The organism is Actinocrinis sp. (genome assembly GCF_035605935.1).
Lineage (GTDB): Bacteria > Actinomycetota > Actinomycetes > Streptomycetales > Catenulisporaceae > Actinocrinis.
This window is the reverse complement of sequence record NZ_DATNGK010000022.1, coordinates 18,957-36,546: the sequence shown is the minus strand read 5'-3', so window position 1 is coordinate 36,546 and position 17,590 is coordinate 18,957. Positions and strand designations below refer to the sequence as shown.

The window sequence follows — 17,590 nt, the reverse complement described above, 5'->3', positions numbered from 1 at the left end:
GCTCCGCGACCGGCTCACCCTGTGAGGTGCGGTGGTCGGCCGAGCGCTTATCCACCGTCTGTGGAAGAAAAAATGTCGGGTGCCGCCTCTCCGCGGAGGGCGGCACCCGACACCGTGTCGGTACCCGGCGCGACGCGGCGCGGTTGAGCCGAGGCTCAGGCCGCGACGATCGTCAGACCGATGGTGGCCGCTACCTCGGGGTGCAGCCGGATGGAGACCTTGTGGCTGCCGACCGTCTTGATCGGCGTGGTGATCTCGATCTTCCGCTTGTCCAGCGCCGGGCCGCCCGCCTTCGACACCGCGGTGGCGATGTCGGCGACGGTGACGGCGCCGAAGAGCCGGCCGGAGTTGCCCGCGCGGCTGGACAGCCGGACGGTCAGGCCCTCGATCTCGGCCTTCAGCTCCTGGGCGTGGCCCAGGTCGCGCACCTCGCGGGCCTTGCGGGCCTTGCGGATGGTCTCGATCTGCTTCTCAGCGCCCTTGCTCCACGAGATCGCGAAGCCACGCGGCAGCAGGTAGTTGCGGCCGTAGCCGTCCTTGACCTCTACCACGTCGCCGGGAGTGCCGAGGTTGGTGACCTCGTGCGTGAGGATGAGCTTCATTGTTGTTCCGCCCTTCCTCAGCGCGCCGTGCTGGTGTACGGCAGCAGCGCCATCTCACGGCTGTTCTTGACAGCCGTGGCGACGTCACGCTGGTGCTGCGTGCAGTTGCCGGTCACCCGACGGGCACGGATCTTGCCGCGGTCGGAAATGTACTTCCGCAGCAGGTTCGTGTCCTTGTAGTCGACGGACGTGACCTTGTCCTTGCAGAAAGCGCAAACCTTCTTCTTGGGCTTGCGCACGGGGGGCTTAGCCATGATCGCTCTCTGTTTCCCTGCGTAATCGAGATTTAGAAGGGGGGCTCATCCGAGTAGCCGCCGCCCCAGCCGCCGCCGGAGCCTCCACCGGAGGCCCACGGGTCGTCCTGGGGAGCGGAACCGCCGGACGGCGCACCGCCACCGCCGCCGGAGCCGCCACTCGGGCCGCCCCAGCCGCCGCCACCGCCACCGCGCGAGTCGCCACCGCCGCCGAACCCGCCGCCGCCACCGCGCGACGCCTTGGTGACCTTCGCCGTCGCGTACTTCAGCGACGGGCCGACCTCCTCGACGTCCAGCTCGACCACGGTGCGCTTCTCACCCTCGCGGGTTTCGTAGGAGCGCTGACGCAGCCGGCCTTGCACGACCACGCGCATGCCCTTCGTCAGGCTCTCGGCCACGTTCTCCGCGGCCTGCCGCCAGATCGAGCAGCGCAGGAACAGCGCGTCGCCGTCCTTCCACTCGTTGGTGGCCTTGTCGAAGGTCCGCGGAGTCGAGGCGACGGTGAAGCTGGCCACCGCCGCGCCACTCGGGGTGAAGCGCAACTCGGGGTCGTCGGTCAGATTCCCGACGACGGTGATGACGGTCTCGCCTGCCATGGGGTTCTACTCGCCTTTCGGGCTAGCGGTCTTGTGGGGCTGGCCGCCCCGACGGTGACACATGCCCGGCGCAGCTCGGTGTTGGAAGAACACTTACCGCTGGTCGGGTCGGATGACCTTGGTCCGCAGCACGCCCTCGTTGAGGTTGAGCTGGCGGTCGAACTCCTTCACCACCGTGGGCTCGGCGTTCAGGTTGATGACGGCGTAGATGCCCTCGGACACCTTCTTGCCGCCCTTCTTGATCTCGTAGGCGAGCCGGCGACGGCCCCAGATGTCGGTCTTCTCGACCGTGCCGCCGTTGCTGCGGATCACGTTCAGGAAGTTCTCCACCGACGGAGCGATCTGACGCTCTTCGAGGTCCGGGTCGAGGATGACCATGACTTCGTAATGACGCATGCGGAAACCCACCTCCTATGGACTCAAAACGGTCGCGGACTTTCCGCGACAGGAGGGTGATGCGTCGGGCCGTGCTCAGGTGCGAGCACAGACCGGGTTCGGGCAAGTCTACCCGGATGCCGTCGCACCCTTGAAATCGGCGGGCAACGCATCGATGGTGACAGTGGGAACGGCGACAGTGGGAAGGGTGACTTCCCATCGCAGCAGGCAGGAAGGAGCCACCGATGGCCCGCACGATCTCCCCGGAGCAAGCCCACCGGCACCACCTGACGTTCACGCTCAACACCGATGGGGCGCGGCATCCGCTGGAGAACACCGGCAGCGTGCTCACCGCGATCCTCGGCATCGTAGCCGCGGTCTGCGCCTTCTTCCCTTCGATGCACATCCTCGGTTCCTGGGCCGGTCTGGCCGGCATGGGCGCCGGCCTCTGGGCGCAGATGATCTCGGCGACGACGGCCGAGCGTTTCGTGAACATCGCCGGGGTCGTCCTTTCCGGGCTCGGTCTGCTGTTCGGACTCGCTCACGGTGGACTCTACTGACGACCACTGACAGCAACGGCTGTCCGCGGGCGGCAGTACGGTTGCCCCCATGGTGAACAAGAGCCCGCAGCCGCGTATCGGCTGCACCGTCGACCCCGCCGACCCACTCGGCGCCGCGGCCGCGCGCGGCGCCGAGGCGATGCAGATTCTGCTGGGCGACCCGCAGAGCTGGACCAAGCCGGCCACGCTGTACCCGGACGGCGCAGCGGCGCTGAAGCAGGCGGTGAAGGACGCCGGGCTGGCGCTGTATGTGCACGCGCCGTACGTCATCAACGTGGCCTCGGCGAACAACCGGATCAGGATCCCCAGCCGCAAGCTGCTCCAGCAGACGCTGGATGCAGCGGCCGAGGTCGGCGCGCTCGGCGTGGTGGTGCACGGCGGGCATATCACCAAGAACGACGACCCGGCGGCCGGCTTCGACAACTGGCGCAAGGCGGTGGAGGGGCTGGAGTTCTCCTGCCGGTTGTTCATCGAGAACACCGCGGGCGGAGACCACGCGATGGCCCGGCGGCTCGAGTCGATCGCGAAGCTGTGGGACGCGGTCGGCGGCCACGATGTCGGCTTCTGCCTCGACACCTGCCACGCCTTCGCCGGCGGCGAGCCGCTGGAGACCGTGGTGGACAAGGTCGTCGGCATTACCGGACGGATCGACCTGGTGCACGCCAACGACTCGCAGGGTGGTCTGGACTCGGGCCGTGACCGGCACGCGAACTTCGGCGACGGCGCCATCCACTTGGACGATCTGGCGGTAGCGGTGCGCGCGGCGGCCGCGGTCGGCGCCGATTTCGTGTGTGAGACGCCGGGTGACGTCGCCGCGCAGGCGGCGGATATCGCCTGGATCCGCGAAAGGCTCGCCGAGCCGGAGTAATCTGCATCGGCGTGGCACTACTCTACGCGAGCAGATCATCACGTAAAGCGACCAGCGGACTGGTCATTCGACCTCTCGGTCGCGACGAGCACCTGGAGTTTGTGCGCAGCCGAAGCGACGACGGAGCAGGGCTGTCTTTCTTGCAGTGCCCCTCGTGGGGAGCCGTGAAGAGCGGTTGGCGCTGCGAGTCGCTGGGCTGGTTTCGCGGCAGCGACCTGGTCGGCGCCGGTCTGGTGCTATACCGCGCTTTGCCGCGCATGGGGCGGTCGCTGGCCTATCTGCCCGAGGGGCCGATGATCGACTGGTTCGGCGACCAGACCGGCATTGCGGTCGAGGACTGGCTCAAGCCACTAATCGGCGCGCTGCGTCGGCGCGGCGTGTTCACCGTCAAGCTCGGGCCCAAGGTGATCGCGCGTGCCTGGTCAGCCGCGACGGTTAAGCGGGCGATCGCAGAGGGCACGTACCGACGGCTGGGCGATGTTCCGGCCGACCAAGCAGACGCGCGCGCTGACGAGCTGTCACTTCGCCTTCGGTCGCTCGGCTGGCGGCGCATGGACCGCGGCGGTGACGGTTTCAGCGATTTCCAGCCGCGCTACCTCTTCCGGCTGCCGCTTGACGGACGCGACGAGCAGCAGGTCAGCGCCGAGTTCAGCCAGCAGTGGCGGCGCAATATCCGGCTTGCCGAGCGGGCCGGCGTGCAGGTGGAGCGAGTCGACAGCGCCGGACTGCCCGAGTTTCACCGCCTCTATACGCAGACCGCGGCGCGTGACCAGTTCACGCCCCGGCCGCTGGAGTACTTCCAGCGCATGTTCGACGTCATAAACGCGGAGGACCCGGAACGCATCCGGCTGTACATCGCACAGCGCGGTACCGAGTCTTTGGCCGCGGCCACGATGGTGCGTGTCGGGTCGTACGCCTGGTACAGCTACGGCGCGTCGGCGAACGAGGGCCGCGAACACCGGCCCTCTAATGCGTTGCAGTGGCGAATGATCGAGGACTGCCTTGCCGACGGTATGAGCGTCTACGACCTGCGCGGCATCAGCGACACCCTGGACCCGGCGCACCACCTTCACGGCCTGCTGCGTTTCAAGGTCGGGCTCGGTGGCGAAGCGGTCGAATACCTCGGCGAATGGGATTACCCGATCAATCCGGTGCTCCATCGGGCCTTCCAGTTCTACCTGGCACGGCGTTGACATGCCTCTCACGCTGTATGTCGATCGCGGAGCTTGGCGCCACCACCAGATGTGCGTGACCGAGGCGGAGCCCGATCTGGTCCCGGTGGCCAAAGGCAACGGCTACGGCTTCACGGTGCCGGTGCTCGCCCGCGCCGCCGCCGGGCTAGGCGTAGATCAGTTAGCGGTCGGGACCGCGGAGGAAGCGGCCGCGGTACTCGGCTGCTTCTCCGGTGATGTGATCATCCTTGAGCCCTACTTGGATGGAGCCGAACCGGCGCTGTCTGACGGCCGCATCGTACGCACGGCCGCCTCGGTCGACGCGGTGCGGAAACTCGCCGGACACCGGATGATCATCGATTGCCGCAGCTCGCTGCGACGCCAGGGCCTTTCCCGCGCCGATCTGCCGCTCGCGGCTCAGGCGCTCGGCGGACAGCAGATCGACGGCTTCTCGCTGCACCTGCCGCTGGACCGGCCCGCCGCGACCGATCCGGCGGCCGAGACGGTGTCGTGGGTCAAGGCCCTGACCGAGTCTGGGTTCAGCGTGCGGACGATATACGTCAGCCATCTGAGCCGCATGGAAATCGCCGGGTTGGAGCGTGCCTGTCCCGGCACTCGGTTCCGGCCGCGGATCGGGACCCAGCTCTGGCTCGGCGAGCCCACCGCCGTCGAGGCCCGCGCGACCGTACTCGACACCTTCCCGGTACAACGCGGCGACCGAATCGGCTATCGGCAGGCCCGATCCCGGCAGGACGGCTGGGTCGTCGTGGTCAGCGGCGGAACCGTGCAGGGCGTCGGGCTCGAAGCGCCGCGCATCCTGCGCGGTCTGGCGCCGCGAGGCAAGGAGTTGCTGCGCTCCGGGCTGGCAGCGGTCAACCGGACGCGCTCGCCGTTCAGCTGGCAGGGCCGGAAACAGTGGTTCGCCGAGCCACCGCACATGCTGGTCTCGATGCTCTACTTGCCCCGGCAGGTGGAACCGCCGCAGCCGGGTACCGAACTGCCCGCGGAGCTGCGGCACACCTCCACGCACTTCGACCAGGTCATCATGCGCTGATTTCAGGCGGGTTCGCCCGACTGCTGCCGCTGCTGCTGCCGCCGCCGTCCTCGTTCGCGGCCGCACCTTTCTCGCCAAGCTCGACGACTTCGATGGCGTTCTCGTCCGGCTCGGATTCCGAGGCGGTCTCGCCATCGCGTTCGCCGGCGTCGCCGTCATCCTCCTTGGCCGTTGGCTTGTCGGCCCGCGCTTGGGCGGGAACAACGGCGGGCGCGAACGGGTCGCGGAACCCGTATACGTCGGGCGCCTGGTCGAGCACGCCGCCGCCGGGATCGTCGAAGCCGCCGGCTCGTACCGGGTCGCGCCGGTTGTCGAAGATGTCGCGGATCACTTGAACCACGAAGAAGAGCGTGCCGCCGATGTGGATCGCGATGGCGAAGTCATAGCCGCCCTCAGGCAGACCGCGATTCGCATCGTTGCTCACGGTGATCAGGTACAGCCAGATCGCGCCGTAGTAGATGACCTCGCAGGCCTGCCAGATCAGGAAGTCGCGCCAACGCGGCCGGGCCAGCACCGCCAGCGGAATGAGCCAGAGCACGTATTGCGGCGAGTACACCTTGTTGAACAGGATGAACGCCGCCGCCGCGAGGAAGGCGATCTGCGCGACCCGCGGCCGGTTCCTGGCCAGCCAGGCGATCAACCCGATGCCGACGCAGGAGACCGCGAGCAGCACCGCGAACAGTGTGTTGATCTGGTTGGCATTGAAGGTCATGTGCAGCGGGCTGTACTCAAGGAACAGCCAGAGCGAGCCCCAGTCCGCGCCGCGATTCTCGTTGAACGTGTAGAAGTAGATCCAGGAGTGCCAGTTCTCGATCATGAACGGCAGGTTCACCACCAGCCAGGACCCGATCGCGCCGGCCATGCACAGCGCCCAGGCCTTCATCTTCCCGGCCCGCCAGCACAACAGCACCAGCGCCACCAGCAAGAGGGCAGGGTACAGCTTCGCCGCCGTGCCGAGGCCGATGAAGACTCCGGCCAGGATCGGCTTGCTGCGTGCCCAGGCCAGCAGCGCGACCGCGGCCAGGCCCACGGCGATCAGGTCCCAGTTGATCGAGCCGTTGAGCATCAACCCCGGCGCGATCGCGAACATCGCGGCGTCCCAGGGGCGTGGCCCGGAGATCCCGATCAGCGCTACCACGGTGATCGCGGCGAAGGCCAGCAGGAACCAGGTGGTGAACACATAGAACCAGCGGCCCTGGTTGTTCGCGTCCCCGGGCACATGCCTGGCCAGCAGCGCCGCGGTCTCCATCGCGGCGCCGGTGATCACCGGGTACTCGAGGTAGTTGTTCGGATTGGTCGAGTAGTAGGCCACCTCGCCCTGCGAGAACCCGCGGCCCTGGTACATGAAGGGGATGTCCGTGTAGCACATGTGCGTGTACTGCTGGTTCCCGCCGCCGGTCCACGCCGTGCTGAAGCAGGGCTGGCGCATTCCGATGCCGACCGCGGTGGACAGCAGGGTCAGCAGGAGCAGCAGGAAAGCGACGGTGGCCCGGCCGCGCGGCAGCCGCGCGCGCCGGCCGATCACGCCGCCGAAGCCGTCCGAGCCGAGGTTCGCCACAGGGTCGTCCAGGCTCGGCGCGGTGACCACGAACGTCTTCGGGCGCGCCTCGCGCTCGGGCGCCCGCGGCGGCTCAGGAGCTTCGTCGACTTCGGCAGTGCTGACGGTCATGCGCGTAACCATAGCGAGCGACGCAAGGACTGATGCGACGGCATGGCGTATCTGTGGCCAGTTGGTTGCGGTACGTCGCTCTGACGCGCAGTTATCGGCGTGAACACGGCTCACGGGCGTCGCTATGTCGTGAAAGCGTCAGCGTGATTGGGGACTTATCGAGCTAGAAAAGCCGCGTGGCCCTGCGATCCGGAGACCGCAGGGCCACGAGGCGCTGCTGGAGCCGGGATGACCCGGCTAACCGTGTTTTCGCGACGCGCTGGGCGACGGCGACGGGCTGGTGCTCGGCGTTCCGCCGCCACCGCCCCCTCCGCCACCGCCGCAGCCACCCGCGAGACCGCCCAGGAACCCGGTCTGACAAGTCGCGCTACTGCTCGGGCTCGCGCTCGGCGATGTAGACGACGACGGCTGCCCGCCACCGTTCGGTGCCTTGCTCGCCGAAGCCGAGGGCGAGGCGCTGGCGGCCGGGCTGTTCGAGATCGTCATGTTCGCGGTGTTCGGCGTCGGGAAGGGTGTGTCGCCGACGAACTTCGAGTGCGTGCCCTGCATCAGCTTCATGAACTCGGACCAGATCGGCAGCGAGACCGAGGCGCCGAAGGAGAACCCGGCGCCGTTGATGTTGTCCACTGGCGCCTGGATCTGGACGCTCTTGCCGGTCTTCGGGTCCTTCTCGGTGATCCACCGGGACACCGCGACCGCCGTCTCCAGCTTCGCGCTGTACCCGTTGAACCACACCGCTGCGGTGGTGAAGTAGCCGTTCTGGGTCTTGTTGTAGATGTCCGGATAGTTCTTCTGCAGGGAGGCCAATTCCATCGTCGACGTGCCGGTCTTGCCGGCGATGTTTTGTAACCCGCTCTGGTTCGTCGCGCCGTACGCGGTGCCGTCTGAGTCGTGGGTCACATGCGACAGCGTCTGGGTGACCGTCTCGGCGACGTTCGGGTCGAGCACCGGCTTCGGTTTGGCCTCCGGCTTCCAGTCGAAGCCGGTGCTGGCGTTCTTGATCTCCTTGACCTCGATCAACGGATACTGACTGCCGTTGTTGGCGAACGCGCTATACGCGGCGGCCATTCGCGCGGGGCTGACCGAGGAGATGCCGAGAGTGAGTCGGGAGTCCGCGTGGAGGCCCTGCGCGTTGGCATCCGTGATGCCGAGGTTGTTGACCGTCTGCATCACGTCCTTGTAGGTCACCTGGTTGGCCAGGCGGACGAACGCGGTGTTCACCGACTCGGAGGTCGCGGTGTTGATCGTGATCATGCCGTGCCCGCCGTCGTCGTTCGACACGGTCTTGTCACCCGTGGCCTCGGCCACCTCGGTCGGATTGTTCTTATCCGGCCAGGGCGAGTTGCCGTTGATGTAGCTGTCCGGCGAAATGTTCTGCCCGAAGGCGGTCGCCAGCGTGAACGCCTTGAACGTTGAACCCGGCTGCACCTGACCCTGCGTCGCCCAGTTGAACTGACTGGTCCCGCCGTAGAAGGCGACCAGCTCACCGGTCGATGGATCCACCGCGGCCAGCGCTGGATACAGATTCTGGTCGTACCAGTTCTTGCTGTTCAGCTTCGAGAGCAGTTGGTCCTGCACCGCCTGCTTCGCCAGATCCATGTAGTGCTGGTTGAAGGTGGTGACGATGGTATAGCCGCCGTTGCCGCGCTCTATCTGGTCCATGTTCGGCAGCCCGCTGTTCGGGTTGGCGGCCGCGTACGAATCGATCCAGTTCGAGACCGCCTGCTTCATCTGCTGCTGTTCGATGGTCTCCGAGGTGTCATTCTGCGCGATCACAGTCGGGAACTTGGCGACCGCGGCGTCGTAGTCGGACTGCTTGATCAGGCCGTAGTCCAGCATGTTCTTGAGCACCGCGGCCCAGCGCGCCTTCAACTGGCCCTGCCAGTAGAGCTGCGTCGCCTGATCTACCGAGGAGTCGTAGCCCTTACTGAAGTTGGTCGGCTGGTTCACCAAGGCGGCAAGCAACGCGGCGTCGGCTGGATCGCTGACCTGTGTGACGTCCTTGCCCAACCAGGCTTTGGACGCCGCCTGGATGCCGTAGGAGTTGCGGCCGAAGAACACCGTGTTCAGGTACTCCTGCATCACCCGGTCCTTCGACCAGGTATGCCCGATCTTCAGAGCGATGAAGATCTCATCGATCTTCCGGCTGAAGGTCTGATTCTGGGTCAGATAGGCGTTCTTCGCGAACTGCTGGGTCAGCGTCGAACCGCCCTGCAGTGGCTTGCCCTCCACGTCGTTGATGAACGAGCGGATCATGCCGGTGTAGGAGATGCCGGGGTTGGTGCGGAAGGTCTTGTCCTCAGCGGCGATGATCGCGTTCTGCATCGTCATCGGGATGTCGCTTATGTTCACGTCGCGCCGGTTGGTGGCACCGAGCTTGGCGAACGTGGTGCTGGCATCGTCGTAGGTGAAGTTGGTGATCTGTGCCTGCGAGGCCAGCGACTCGGCGGTCGGGATCTGCACCGTCGCGTACTCGAACGCGATCAGGCCGATGACCAGGAAGAATCCGGCCAGCATGAACGAGCAGACCTGCTTGATCGACGGCACCCAGTGCCGCCAGCCGTTCTTGCCGGTGCGCGGATAGTCGAAGTAGCGGTGATAGCCGACCTTCTTCGCCGGGCGTGCGGCCGCGCGCTCGCTGGCTCGGCGGCCGGCTCCGTTGCGGGTGGGACGGCCGTCGATCGCGCTCGGGCCGTAGCGGTCCGAACGCTCCTGGCCGGGGGCATACTCCGGCGCGTCGGTGGCGCCGTTTCGCGCGGCGCGGCGCTCCTCCACGCGGCTGCGGCGCGGGGGTGCGCTTACCGCTGCGTCGCCGACACTCGTCGGCTGATCGGGGAAGCCAGGCATCTGCCGGGTTCCGCCCGAAGCGCCGTCCCCGTACACGACCTCGCCCTGAATCGGGCCCTGCTTACCGCGTCGGGTGCCCGAATAAGGGTCTGGGGAGGGCTGGCCGTAGCCACGTGAGCCTCCGTAGCCGCGGTCTGATCCGCTGTCCCCGCTCTGCCCGTAGCCGCGTGCGCCGCTCCCACTGCTCGGCGCACCACCTGATGCTGCCCCATAGCCTCGGTCGCCGTATCCGCGCGGCTCGGACCCGGGCGACTGCCCGTATCCCGCACCGGCCCCGTACTCCGACTGTGCCTCTTGGCCGGAATGGGCACCGTTACCGCCGCCCGAGCCGTTGGCCTCGTCCGAGCCGGCGCCGTAGCCGCGTCTGCCGCCCCCATAGGACCGCGAACCGTCTCCGGGCGCGTTACTGCGCCCGTACTCGTGATCTCCGCCCATAGCCGCGTCTGCTCCCTGTGCCTGTTGCCTGGCCTTCCCCAGAAGGACGAGAGCCTTTCCGGGGGCGGTTCCCCGCGCCCAAACGAACACGATTGGCAAGCAGAGTACGCCGACACCCCAAGCCCGCTGAAGCCAGGTGATCGTTTTCTGCGTGTTCGCGGTTAATGTCCGCAAGACGGATGAATCGACGGTATTCGCATGCGTGTCGCACGGCGGACTTGTCAGCCACGCCGCCTCGGATCTATCGTGTCGATGTATCGAACCGATACATCGGTTAGAGTCTTCACCGTCTGGACACGCAAAGTACCGCCAGTGTCCGGCACGTGGAAGCCCCGCGGCCGCCCGATCCAACGCCGGATCGGCACGCTGACGACCAGGAGGCCTGATGGCGAAGCGCTCCGGAGTGCTGGAGTTCGCTGTCCTCGGCCTGCTGCACGAGTCGCCGATGCACGGATACGAACTGCGCAAGCGGCTCAACGTCCTGCTCGGGTCGCTGCGCGTGTTCTCCTACGGCTCGCTCTACCCGTGCCTCAAGGAACTGGTCGCGCGCGGCTGGCTCATCGAGGACGCGGAAGCCGAACCGGCCCCGCGCCGGGCCACGGCCAAAGCCGCCGCGGCCAGGACCGCGGCTCGCGGCGAAGCCGGGCTGAGCGCCGCGCCGCGCCGCTCGAAGATCGTCTACCGGCTCACCCCGGAGGGCGAGGACCGGTTCAAGCAACTGCTCTCCGACGCGGGCCCCTCGGCCTGGGAGGACGAGAACTTCGGTGTGCACTTCGCCTTCTTCGGCCGCACGGACGCCGCCGTCCGGCTGCGGATCCTGGAGGGGCGCCGCTCCCGCCTCGAGGAGCGGCTCGACCTGTTCCGCCAGTCGGTGATCCGCACCAGGGAGCGGCTCGACCGCTACACCCTGGAGGCGCAGCGGCACGGCATGGAATCGGTGGAGCGCGAGGTGCGCTGGCTCAACGAGCTGATCAAGACCGAGCACGACCAGCAGGTGGGCCCGCATTTGGGCCCGCCGGCCGGCTGACCCGACAGCGCGCGGTCCGCCGGAAACGTCCCACGATCGAGGGCGCGAACACCCCCGCCCACCGAGAGATCGACTAATGAAGAAGGAGCAACACCGCATGGGTTCGGTTCGCGTAGCCATCGTGGGCGTGGGCAACTGCGCCTCATCCCTCGTGCAGGGCGTCGAGTACTACAAGGACGCCGATCCGGCCACCAGAGTCCCCGGCCTGATGCATGTTCAGCTCGGCGAGTACCACGTGCGCGACATCGAGTTCGTGGCCGCGTTCGATGTGGACGCCAAGAAGGTCGGCCAGGACCTGGCGCACGCCATCCACGCCTCCGAGAACAACACGATCAAGATCGCCGACGTGGCTCCCACCGGCGTGATCGTGCAGCGCGGCCACACCCTCGACGGTCTGGGCAAGTACTACCAGCAGACCATCGACGAGTCGCCCGATGAGGCCGTGGACATCGTCAAGGCGCTCAAGGACACCCGCGCCGACGTGCTCGTGTGCTACCTGCCGGTCGGCTCCGAGCAGGCCGCCAAGTTCTACGCGCAGTGCGCGATCGACGCGAAGGTCGCCTTCGTCAACGCGCTGCCGGTGTTCATCGCGGGCACCAAGGAGTGGGCTGACAAGTTCACCGAGGCCGGCGTCCCGATCGTCGGCGACGACATCAAGTCGCAGGTCGGCGCGACCATCACGCACCGGGTGCTGGCCAAGCTGTTCGAGGACCGCGGCGTGGTGCTTGACCGCACCATGCAGCTGAACGTCGGCGGCAACATGGACTTCATGAACATGCTCGAGCGCGAGCGGCTCGAGTCGAAGAAGATCTCCAAGACCCAGGCGGTCACCTCGCAGCTCTCGCACGACATCGGCAAGGGCAACGTGCACATCGGCCCGTCCGACTACGTGTCCTGGCTCGACGACCGCAAGTGGGCGTACGTGCGGCTCGAGGGCCGCGCGTTCGGCGATGTGCCGCTGAACCTTGAGTACAAGCTGGAGGTCTGGGACTCGCCGAACTCGGCCGGCGTCATCATCGACGCGCTGCGTTGCGCGAAGATCGCCCAGGACCGCGGCATCGGCGGCCCGATCCTGTCGGCCTCCTCGTACTTCATGAAGTCCCCGCCGGTGCAGTACTTCGACGACGAGGCGCGCGACGCGGTGGAGAAGTTCATCCGCGGCGAGGTCGAGCGCTGACCAAGCGACCGAAGCGTTGGCTCGGACGTGCCGCTGACCTGCGGCGTCTCCATAGCGTCAGCGCTCTGTGAATGCACGACGTGGCGACATGCGGCCGGGCCGGTAGGCTCGGCCGCATGTCGCGCAAGCTGTTGTGGGGGATCGTCGCCGGGGTGCTTCTCATCGGCGGTTACCTCTACTGGGTGAGCCAGGGCCGCAGCCACTACGCGGCGGTCGGCGATTGTGTGTCCAGCCCGAAGTCAGGGCAGTTGGTGCACGTCTCCTGCGGTAGTGCCGGCGCTTTACAGGTGCTGGCGAAGTTCTCCGGAGACGACTCGAACCAGTGCGACGCGGTCAGCGGCACGACGCAGGCATTTGTGGAGTACCCCAAGACCGCGGCGGCCTTCGTGCTGTGCACCGCCGCGGCGAATGGCGCAGCAAAGAAGTAATCGCTCATGAGAGACTGAGCGCCACGGCGGCCCGTCGATGCAGGCCGCCGCGAGGAGGGCTTGCATAGCGGCCTAATGCACCGGTCTTGAAAACCGGAGTGACGCAAGTCACCGTGGGTTCGAATCCCACGCCCTCCGCCGGGACTGAATGTCATGCGGTGGACGTCACTCCGGTCCTCAAGCGGCCGTGGAACTGAAAGATCGTCAGCTCAAGTTCACCGGTCAATTCGCCAAGGCTGCGCGAATTGCCGACACGGCGTGATCAGTGGGACGGCGCGATCAGCCGAGCGGCGAGATACGCACCGCAGTCCCGTACGCGCAGATCTCGGTCCACACGTCGCCCATCTCCGAGGTATCGAAGCGCATCGCGATGACCGCGTTGGCGCCGCGCGCCTGCGCCTCGCCGATCATCCGGCCCATGACCTCGTTGCGGCTCTCCACCAGATTCTTGGTCATGCCGCGCAGCTCCCCGCCGAACATCGACTTCAGGCCCGCGCCCATCTGGCTGAAGGCGTTGCGCGAACGGACGGTCAGGCCGAAAACCTCGCCGAGCACCTGCTCGATCCGGTAGCCGGGCACGTCATTGGACGTGACGACGAGGAACTGCGGGCCGGTCCATCCTGATGAATCGCTCATCGGTGCGCTCCAAGCTGGTTAAGTGACAGGGTGTTCACCGGTACTTCCTATCGCCGTCCGGTGTGTATCACCAGACACGCCACGCGGCCTGAGACTATGGGCCTGTGGAGCATGGGGTTGTGAAGCATGCGGTAGCGCAGTCCGAGTACCAGCGCCCCCAAGTCGTCGCGCACCGCGGTGCTTCAGCCGAAGCGCCTGAGCACACCCTGGCGGCGTACCGCACAGCGCTCTCCGTAGGTGCTGATGCATTGGAGTGCGACGTCAGGCTGACGATCGACGGGCATCTGGTGTGTGTGCACGACCGGCGGGTCAACCGGACCTCTGACGGTCGCGGCAAGGTCTCCACGCTGGAGTTGGCCCGGCTCGAGGAACTCGACTTCGGCTCCTGGCACGATTCGCACGACCCCGAGGAACCGGACCTCGACCGCAATCGAGTCCTGACGCTGCGTCGATTGCTGGAGCTGGTGGCGCAGCATCCGAAGCGGGTGGAACTCGCCATCGAGGTGAAGCACCCGACCCGATACGCCGGTCTGGTGGAGCGGCGGCTGGTCGAACTGCTGGACGAGTTCGGCTGGGCGCATTCGCGCGGCGGGGAGCCGTCGCCGGTACGGATCATGAGCTTCTCCCGGCTCGCGGTGCGCCGGATCCACCGGCTCGCGCCGCGGCTCGAGACCGTCTTCCTCATGGAGCCGTTCTCGTATCTGCTGCGCGACGGGATACTGCCGCGCGGGGTGCCGATCGGCGGGCCGGCGATAGAGATTCTGCGCTCACGCCCCGAATACGTAGAGCGGTTGCACCGCGCCGGGCGGCGGGTGCACGTGTGGACCGTGGACGATCCGAGCGATGTCGAACTGTGCGTCAAGCTCGGCGTGGATGCGATCATCACCAACCGGCCGCGCGAGGTCCGCGCGTTGGTCGATGCTTGAACGACATACGATCTGACGGGCATACAGTCTGCGCCGAACATGATTGAGCCACGGTTCACGTTCGAACGGGCTGTCTGGTCGTGTGCGTCGCGTATTCGCATGAACACGCTCTGAGATGCCGGATCCGTAACCTACTTTGCCTGCGCTGCCGCCTGCCTCAAATCTCGGTAAAGCCGAGGCATCGGAGGGGTTGCGCGACTAAAGCGCCCGCCGCGCGATGGCCAGGGCGGTTTCGAGGTGACGGGTCGTGACCTGGAGCCCGATGGGGCGCACGCGGCGCGAGCTAGGCGTGAAACCGCCGTTGCAAACCGAAACGGGTCGTTTCCCCCGCAGCGGCCATGGGCATCGATCCCATGGTGCCGTCCGGATTCCGACCGGGGCACCCGGGAGCTGCGAGAGGGGTCGGTGGGGGTGATCATGCCTGTGGCGCGGGTGTCACCTGCCTCGTACACCGGCTATCTGCCGCACTCCTCGGTGAGCGTCCGGCAGGCCCGGGCTCAACTCGCCTCGGCACTTTACGAACGCGACGTGCTTGGGTCGCTCGTGGACGACGCCGTGCTCATACTCTCCGAGTTCGTGACGAACGCGCTGCGCCATGCCCGCGCGCTGAACTCGGGCACGATACGGGTCTCCTGGGAGCTCAGCGGCGAAGGCCTGCTGCGCATCGAGGTGACCGACGGCGGCGGCACCACTAGGCCCTCCACGAAGCCGTACTCGATGTCCGTGTCGGCGCACGCCGGCCGCGGGCTGGAGATCGTGGACCGGCTAGCCGATCGCTGGGGCTCCCAGCGGGAGGAAGGCGGCGACGAGTACACGGTGTGGGCCGAGTTGGCCGTGCGCGCCCGGCACGCCGGGCGCAGGCTGCGCGCGGATCGCACCGGACCGGTGACCGCGACGGTGACCGCACTGCCGTCCGCCCCCGCCAATCCGAACGACGGCGCGCCGGCCGAACCCGCCAAGCAGCCGAAGGCGACCGCCCGCAAGCGCCCCTCGCCGGCCGAGCAGCCAGCCGCCGCAGTGATCCATCTGCTGCCGACATACCCGCAGAGCTAGCGGGTTGCCGACGCGCTAGCCAGGTCGCGTGTGCGCCGGTCCGGCCGCGTTTCTTGAACCGTAAGGCCGCATCGCGTGGATCCGCGGCAGCCCAGCAGGCCGAGTATTGAAGAACCCTGTAATGCGGCGCTCATCCACCGGTCAAGACCGGGCAAAACAGTGCTCTCATTTCGCTCAGTGGTCTTGCGAACGCGCTACGCATTCGGGGTAAGGTCGAGATCGGTTCGGTCGCCGGTGCATCCCCCGTCGCCGGCGGCCGGACCGCTCCCGTCGACGGGCTTGTCGACCGGCCGTTCCTCCCCCTCCGCGCGGCCGGCGTCCGGCCCGTCGTCGCGGCCAGGTGCCAGATAGGCGTCCAGCATCTCGGCGAGTTCCGCGAGCAGTCTGGAGACCGGCACTGGACCGCTGGCCGCGGCCGAGACGATGAAGGCTTGCGCGGTAAGCACGATCGCGTGAGCCTGCACCGCGATCGAGCCGCGGCGGACCGAACCGTCCCGATATCCGGCGTCGAGCCGGTGCGCCAGCAAAGTGATCGCGATCTGCTGCGTGCTGCCGAACCGGCTGACCAGGTATGGCATCAGGATCTCCGGCTCGGCCTGAAGCACCTGATGCATGAGCGGGTCGGCATGAAAGGCGCGGACCACGTTGAGCACCGTGTCCACCAGCTTGCGGCGGGCCGGGCGCGGATCCGGCGGCGCATTCGGCGGCTCCGTGGTGTGCTCGCGAAGAATGCGGGCGAACTCGTGTCCCAGCACCTCGCTGATCAGCGAGCCGATGTCGGAGTAGCGCCGGTAGAGCGTCATCCGGCTCACGCCGGCCCGCCGGGCGACGTCGTTGAGTGTGGTGTCGTGTACCCCGGCGGCAAGGATGCAGGCCCGCGCCGCGTCGAGGATCTGCCGCTCGCTCAAACGCAGGGGGCGGGGACGGCCGCCGTTGGCCGTGGGCACCGAGGGGGTAGTACTCATCACCGCCAGCGTACGCAAAAAGCTACCGGACAGTAACCACCTTGCCCGCAACGGCCGCTCCGTTGCCGGAACGGGGACGCGGGCCGGGCTGACGCCATTGTCAGCCGCGACGCTTGAACAACAGCTTCAGTCACGCTGAAGCACGACCGGATCGCCGGATGAGTTCACTGTTTGAGAAAAAGGGGCGGAACGAGCTCGACACGACGCCGACCCGGTGCAAAGCGGTCGGGCGCGGCGCCGACCTGATAAGTGCGCCGTCCTGATCACTGCGCGGCGGTCTGCGCCGCGGCGACCAGCCCCGACTCCGCGTGCAACACACCCGCCGAGAGCGGAGCGCCCTGCGTGGCAATTTCCGCGATGGCGTTGTACGCGCCGCTGCCGTCGCTGATCGCGGTCGGGCTCGTCGCGCACAGACCCGCCGCGTCGCCGGCGGCGATCGTGCACTGCACCTGCACGACGCTGCCGTCGGCCCGAGTCAGATTGAGCGCCACGGTCTGCTGCGCGTTCGTCCCGTTGGCCACGTACACACGCGCAGACGCTGAACCGGCGGACTGGTTGACGCACGCTTGGACGCGCACCGCGCCCCCGGCGACCGTCGCCGTGAGCGGCGCGCCGCAGTATTCCGGCGCTAGAGCCTGTGCTCCGGACCCCGCGGACGGTGAGGGCGTCGCCGAGGCTTGACCCGCCCCCGGCTGGCCGCTGTTCGCACCCTGACCTCCGGAGGCGGACAGGATGTCGTGGTTTTTCGCCGGTGGGCTCGCCTGGGCGGCGGCGATGGGCAGCACCACGACGCCGACTACCGCCCCGGCCAGCGCGATCGAGCGCACATGGTGCGGCCGCAGCGGCGAGGATTCGGTGCTGCGGCGGACGGGTCCGGCGGTTTGCGGCATGGAGGGCGGCCCCCTTCGAGCGGGGAGTTAGTGAGAAGGATCAATGGTCTGATCGG

The 17,590-nt window shown here is 67.4% G+C and carries 18 protein-coding genes and 1 tRNA gene; 10 read left to right on the top strand and 9 right to left on the bottom strand.

What is annotated here, in order from left to right:
- Nucleotides 1–155 precede the first annotated feature (155 nt).
- From rplI to rpsF, 4 genes are all read right to left on the bottom strand, one after another.
- Nucleotides 156–602 carry a 50S ribosomal protein L9 gene (gene rplI / locus VN779_RS01895; RefSeq protein WP_325719488.1) on the bottom strand — a complete coding sequence of 149 codons (447 nt, stop codon included), beginning with the start codon at nucleotides 600–602 and terminating at the stop codon, nucleotides 156–158.
- A 17-nt stretch (nucleotides 603–619) separates the two neighbouring features.
- Entirely contained in the window at nucleotides 620–856 is a 237-nt protein-coding gene (gene rpsR, locus VN779_RS01890; protein ID WP_211469144.1) for a 30S ribosomal protein S18, read from the bottom strand.
- Between the two features lie 32 nt (nucleotides 857–888).
- Entirely contained in the window at nucleotides 889–1,452 is a 564-nt protein-coding gene (locus VN779_RS01885) for a single-stranded DNA-binding protein (protein ID WP_325719487.1), read from the bottom strand.
- Between the two features lie 93 nt (nucleotides 1,453–1,545).
- Nucleotides 1,546–1,848 carry a 30S ribosomal protein S6 gene (gene rpsF, locus VN779_RS01880; RefSeq protein WP_325719486.1) on the bottom strand — a complete coding sequence of 101 codons (303 nt, stop codon included), beginning with the start codon at nucleotides 1,846–1,848 and terminating at the stop codon, nucleotides 1,546–1,548.
- A 224-nt stretch (nucleotides 1,849–2,072) separates the two neighbouring features.
- On the opposite strand from rpsF, the gene VN779_RS01875 reads away from it, so the two are divergent.
- From VN779_RS01875 to VN779_RS01860, 4 genes are read left to right on the top strand one after another with little or no spacing between them, the layout of a single operon-like run.
- Complete coding sequence (locus tag VN779_RS01875) at nucleotides 2,073–2,387, top strand: hypothetical protein (RefSeq protein WP_325719485.1); 315 nt, start codon at nucleotides 2,073–2,075, stop codon at nucleotides 2,385–2,387.
- A gap of 49 nt (nucleotides 2,388–2,436) precedes the next feature.
- Entirely contained in the window at nucleotides 2,437–3,255 is an 819-nt protein-coding gene (locus VN779_RS01870) for a deoxyribonuclease IV (RefSeq protein WP_325719484.1), read from the top strand.
- 59 nt (nucleotides 3,256–3,314) lie between these two features.
- Complete coding sequence (locus tag VN779_RS01865; protein WP_349260599.1) at nucleotides 3,315–4,448, top strand: lipid II:glycine glycyltransferase FemX; 1,134 nt, start codon at nucleotides 3,315–3,317, stop codon at nucleotides 4,446–4,448.
- Nucleotide 4,449: 1 nt separating this feature from the next.
- A complete protein-coding gene (locus tag VN779_RS01860; RefSeq protein WP_325719480.1) occupies nucleotides 4,450–5,481 on the top strand; it encodes an alanine racemase in 1,032 nt (343 codons plus the stop codon).
- On the opposite strand, the gene VN779_RS01855 is transcribed toward VN779_RS01860, so the two are convergent.
- Together VN779_RS01855 and VN779_RS01850 are read right to left on the bottom strand one after the other, a co-directional pair.
- Nucleotides 5,471–7,150, bottom strand: a complete 1,680-nt coding sequence (locus tag VN779_RS01855) for a glycosyltransferase family 87 protein (protein ID WP_325719478.1) — start codon at nucleotides 7,148–7,150, stop codon at nucleotides 5,471–5,473. The two genes, VN779_RS01860 and VN779_RS01855, sit on opposite strands and share 11 nt — an antisense overlap.
- A 237-nt stretch (nucleotides 7,151–7,387) precedes the next feature.
- Nucleotides 7,388–10,432: a transglycosylase domain-containing protein gene (locus tag VN779_RS01850; protein ID WP_325719476.1), complete on the bottom strand. Its 3,045-nt coding sequence runs from the start codon at nucleotides 10,430–10,432 to the stop codon at nucleotides 7,388–7,390.
- Between the two features lie 385 nt (nucleotides 10,433–10,817).
- Here VN779_RS01850 and VN779_RS01845 point away from each other — a divergent pair, with 385 nt between their 5' ends.
- The 4 genes from VN779_RS01845 (at nucleotide 10,818) to VN779_RS01830 (ending at nucleotide 13,202) form a co-directional block, all read left to right on the top strand.
- Nucleotides 10,818–11,459 carry a PadR family transcriptional regulator gene (locus VN779_RS01845; protein ID WP_325719474.1) on the top strand — a complete coding sequence of 214 codons (642 nt, stop codon included), beginning with the start codon at nucleotides 10,818–10,820 and terminating at the stop codon, nucleotides 11,457–11,459.
- A 97-nt stretch (nucleotides 11,460–11,556) separates the two neighbouring features.
- A complete protein-coding gene (locus VN779_RS01840) occupies nucleotides 11,557–12,636 on the top strand; it encodes an inositol-3-phosphate synthase (RefSeq protein ID WP_325719472.1) in 1,080 nt (359 codons plus the stop codon).
- A 116-nt stretch (nucleotides 12,637–12,752) separates the two neighbouring features.
- Entirely contained in the window at nucleotides 12,753–13,064 is a 312-nt protein-coding gene (locus VN779_RS01835) for a hypothetical protein (protein ID WP_325719470.1), read from the top strand.
- Between the two features lie 53 nt (nucleotides 13,065–13,117).
- Nucleotides 13,118–13,202 (top strand) — tRNA-Ser (locus VN779_RS01830).
- A gap of 141 nt (nucleotides 13,203–13,343) precedes the next feature.
- Here VN779_RS01830 and VN779_RS01825 read toward each other — a convergent pair.
- A complete protein-coding gene (locus VN779_RS01825) occupies nucleotides 13,344–13,700 on the bottom strand; it encodes a YbjQ family protein (RefSeq protein ID WP_325719469.1) in 357 nt (118 codons plus the stop codon).
- A gap of 119 nt (nucleotides 13,701–13,819) precedes the next feature.
- Between VN779_RS01825 and VN779_RS01820 the strand changes: the two genes are divergently transcribed.
- Together VN779_RS01820 and VN779_RS01815 are read left to right on the top strand one after the other, a co-directional pair.
- On the top strand, nucleotides 13,820–14,626 hold the full coding sequence (locus VN779_RS01820; protein ID WP_325719467.1) for a glycerophosphodiester phosphodiesterase: 807 nt from the start codon (nucleotides 13,820–13,822) through the stop codon (nucleotides 14,624–14,626).
- A gap of 417 nt (nucleotides 14,627–15,043) precedes the next feature.
- Nucleotides 15,044–15,679 carry an ATP-binding protein gene (locus VN779_RS01815; protein WP_325719527.1) on the top strand — a complete coding sequence of 212 codons (636 nt, stop codon included), beginning with the start codon at nucleotides 15,044–15,046 and terminating at the stop codon, nucleotides 15,677–15,679.
- Nucleotides 15,680–15,873: 194 nt separating this feature from the next.
- Here VN779_RS01815 and VN779_RS01810 read toward each other — a convergent pair whose 3' ends face one another.
- Together VN779_RS01810 and VN779_RS01805 are read right to left on the bottom strand one after the other, a co-directional pair.
- Nucleotides 15,874–16,644, bottom strand: a complete 771-nt coding sequence (locus VN779_RS01810; RefSeq protein ID WP_325719464.1) for a TetR/AcrR family transcriptional regulator — start codon at nucleotides 16,642–16,644, stop codon at nucleotides 15,874–15,876.
- Between the two features lie 263 nt (nucleotides 16,645–16,907).
- Nucleotides 16,908–17,534, bottom strand: a complete 627-nt coding sequence (locus tag VN779_RS01805; RefSeq protein WP_325719463.1) for a hypothetical protein — start codon at nucleotides 17,532–17,534, stop codon at nucleotides 16,908–16,910.
- Between the last annotated feature and the right edge of the window lie 56 nt (nucleotides 17,535–17,590).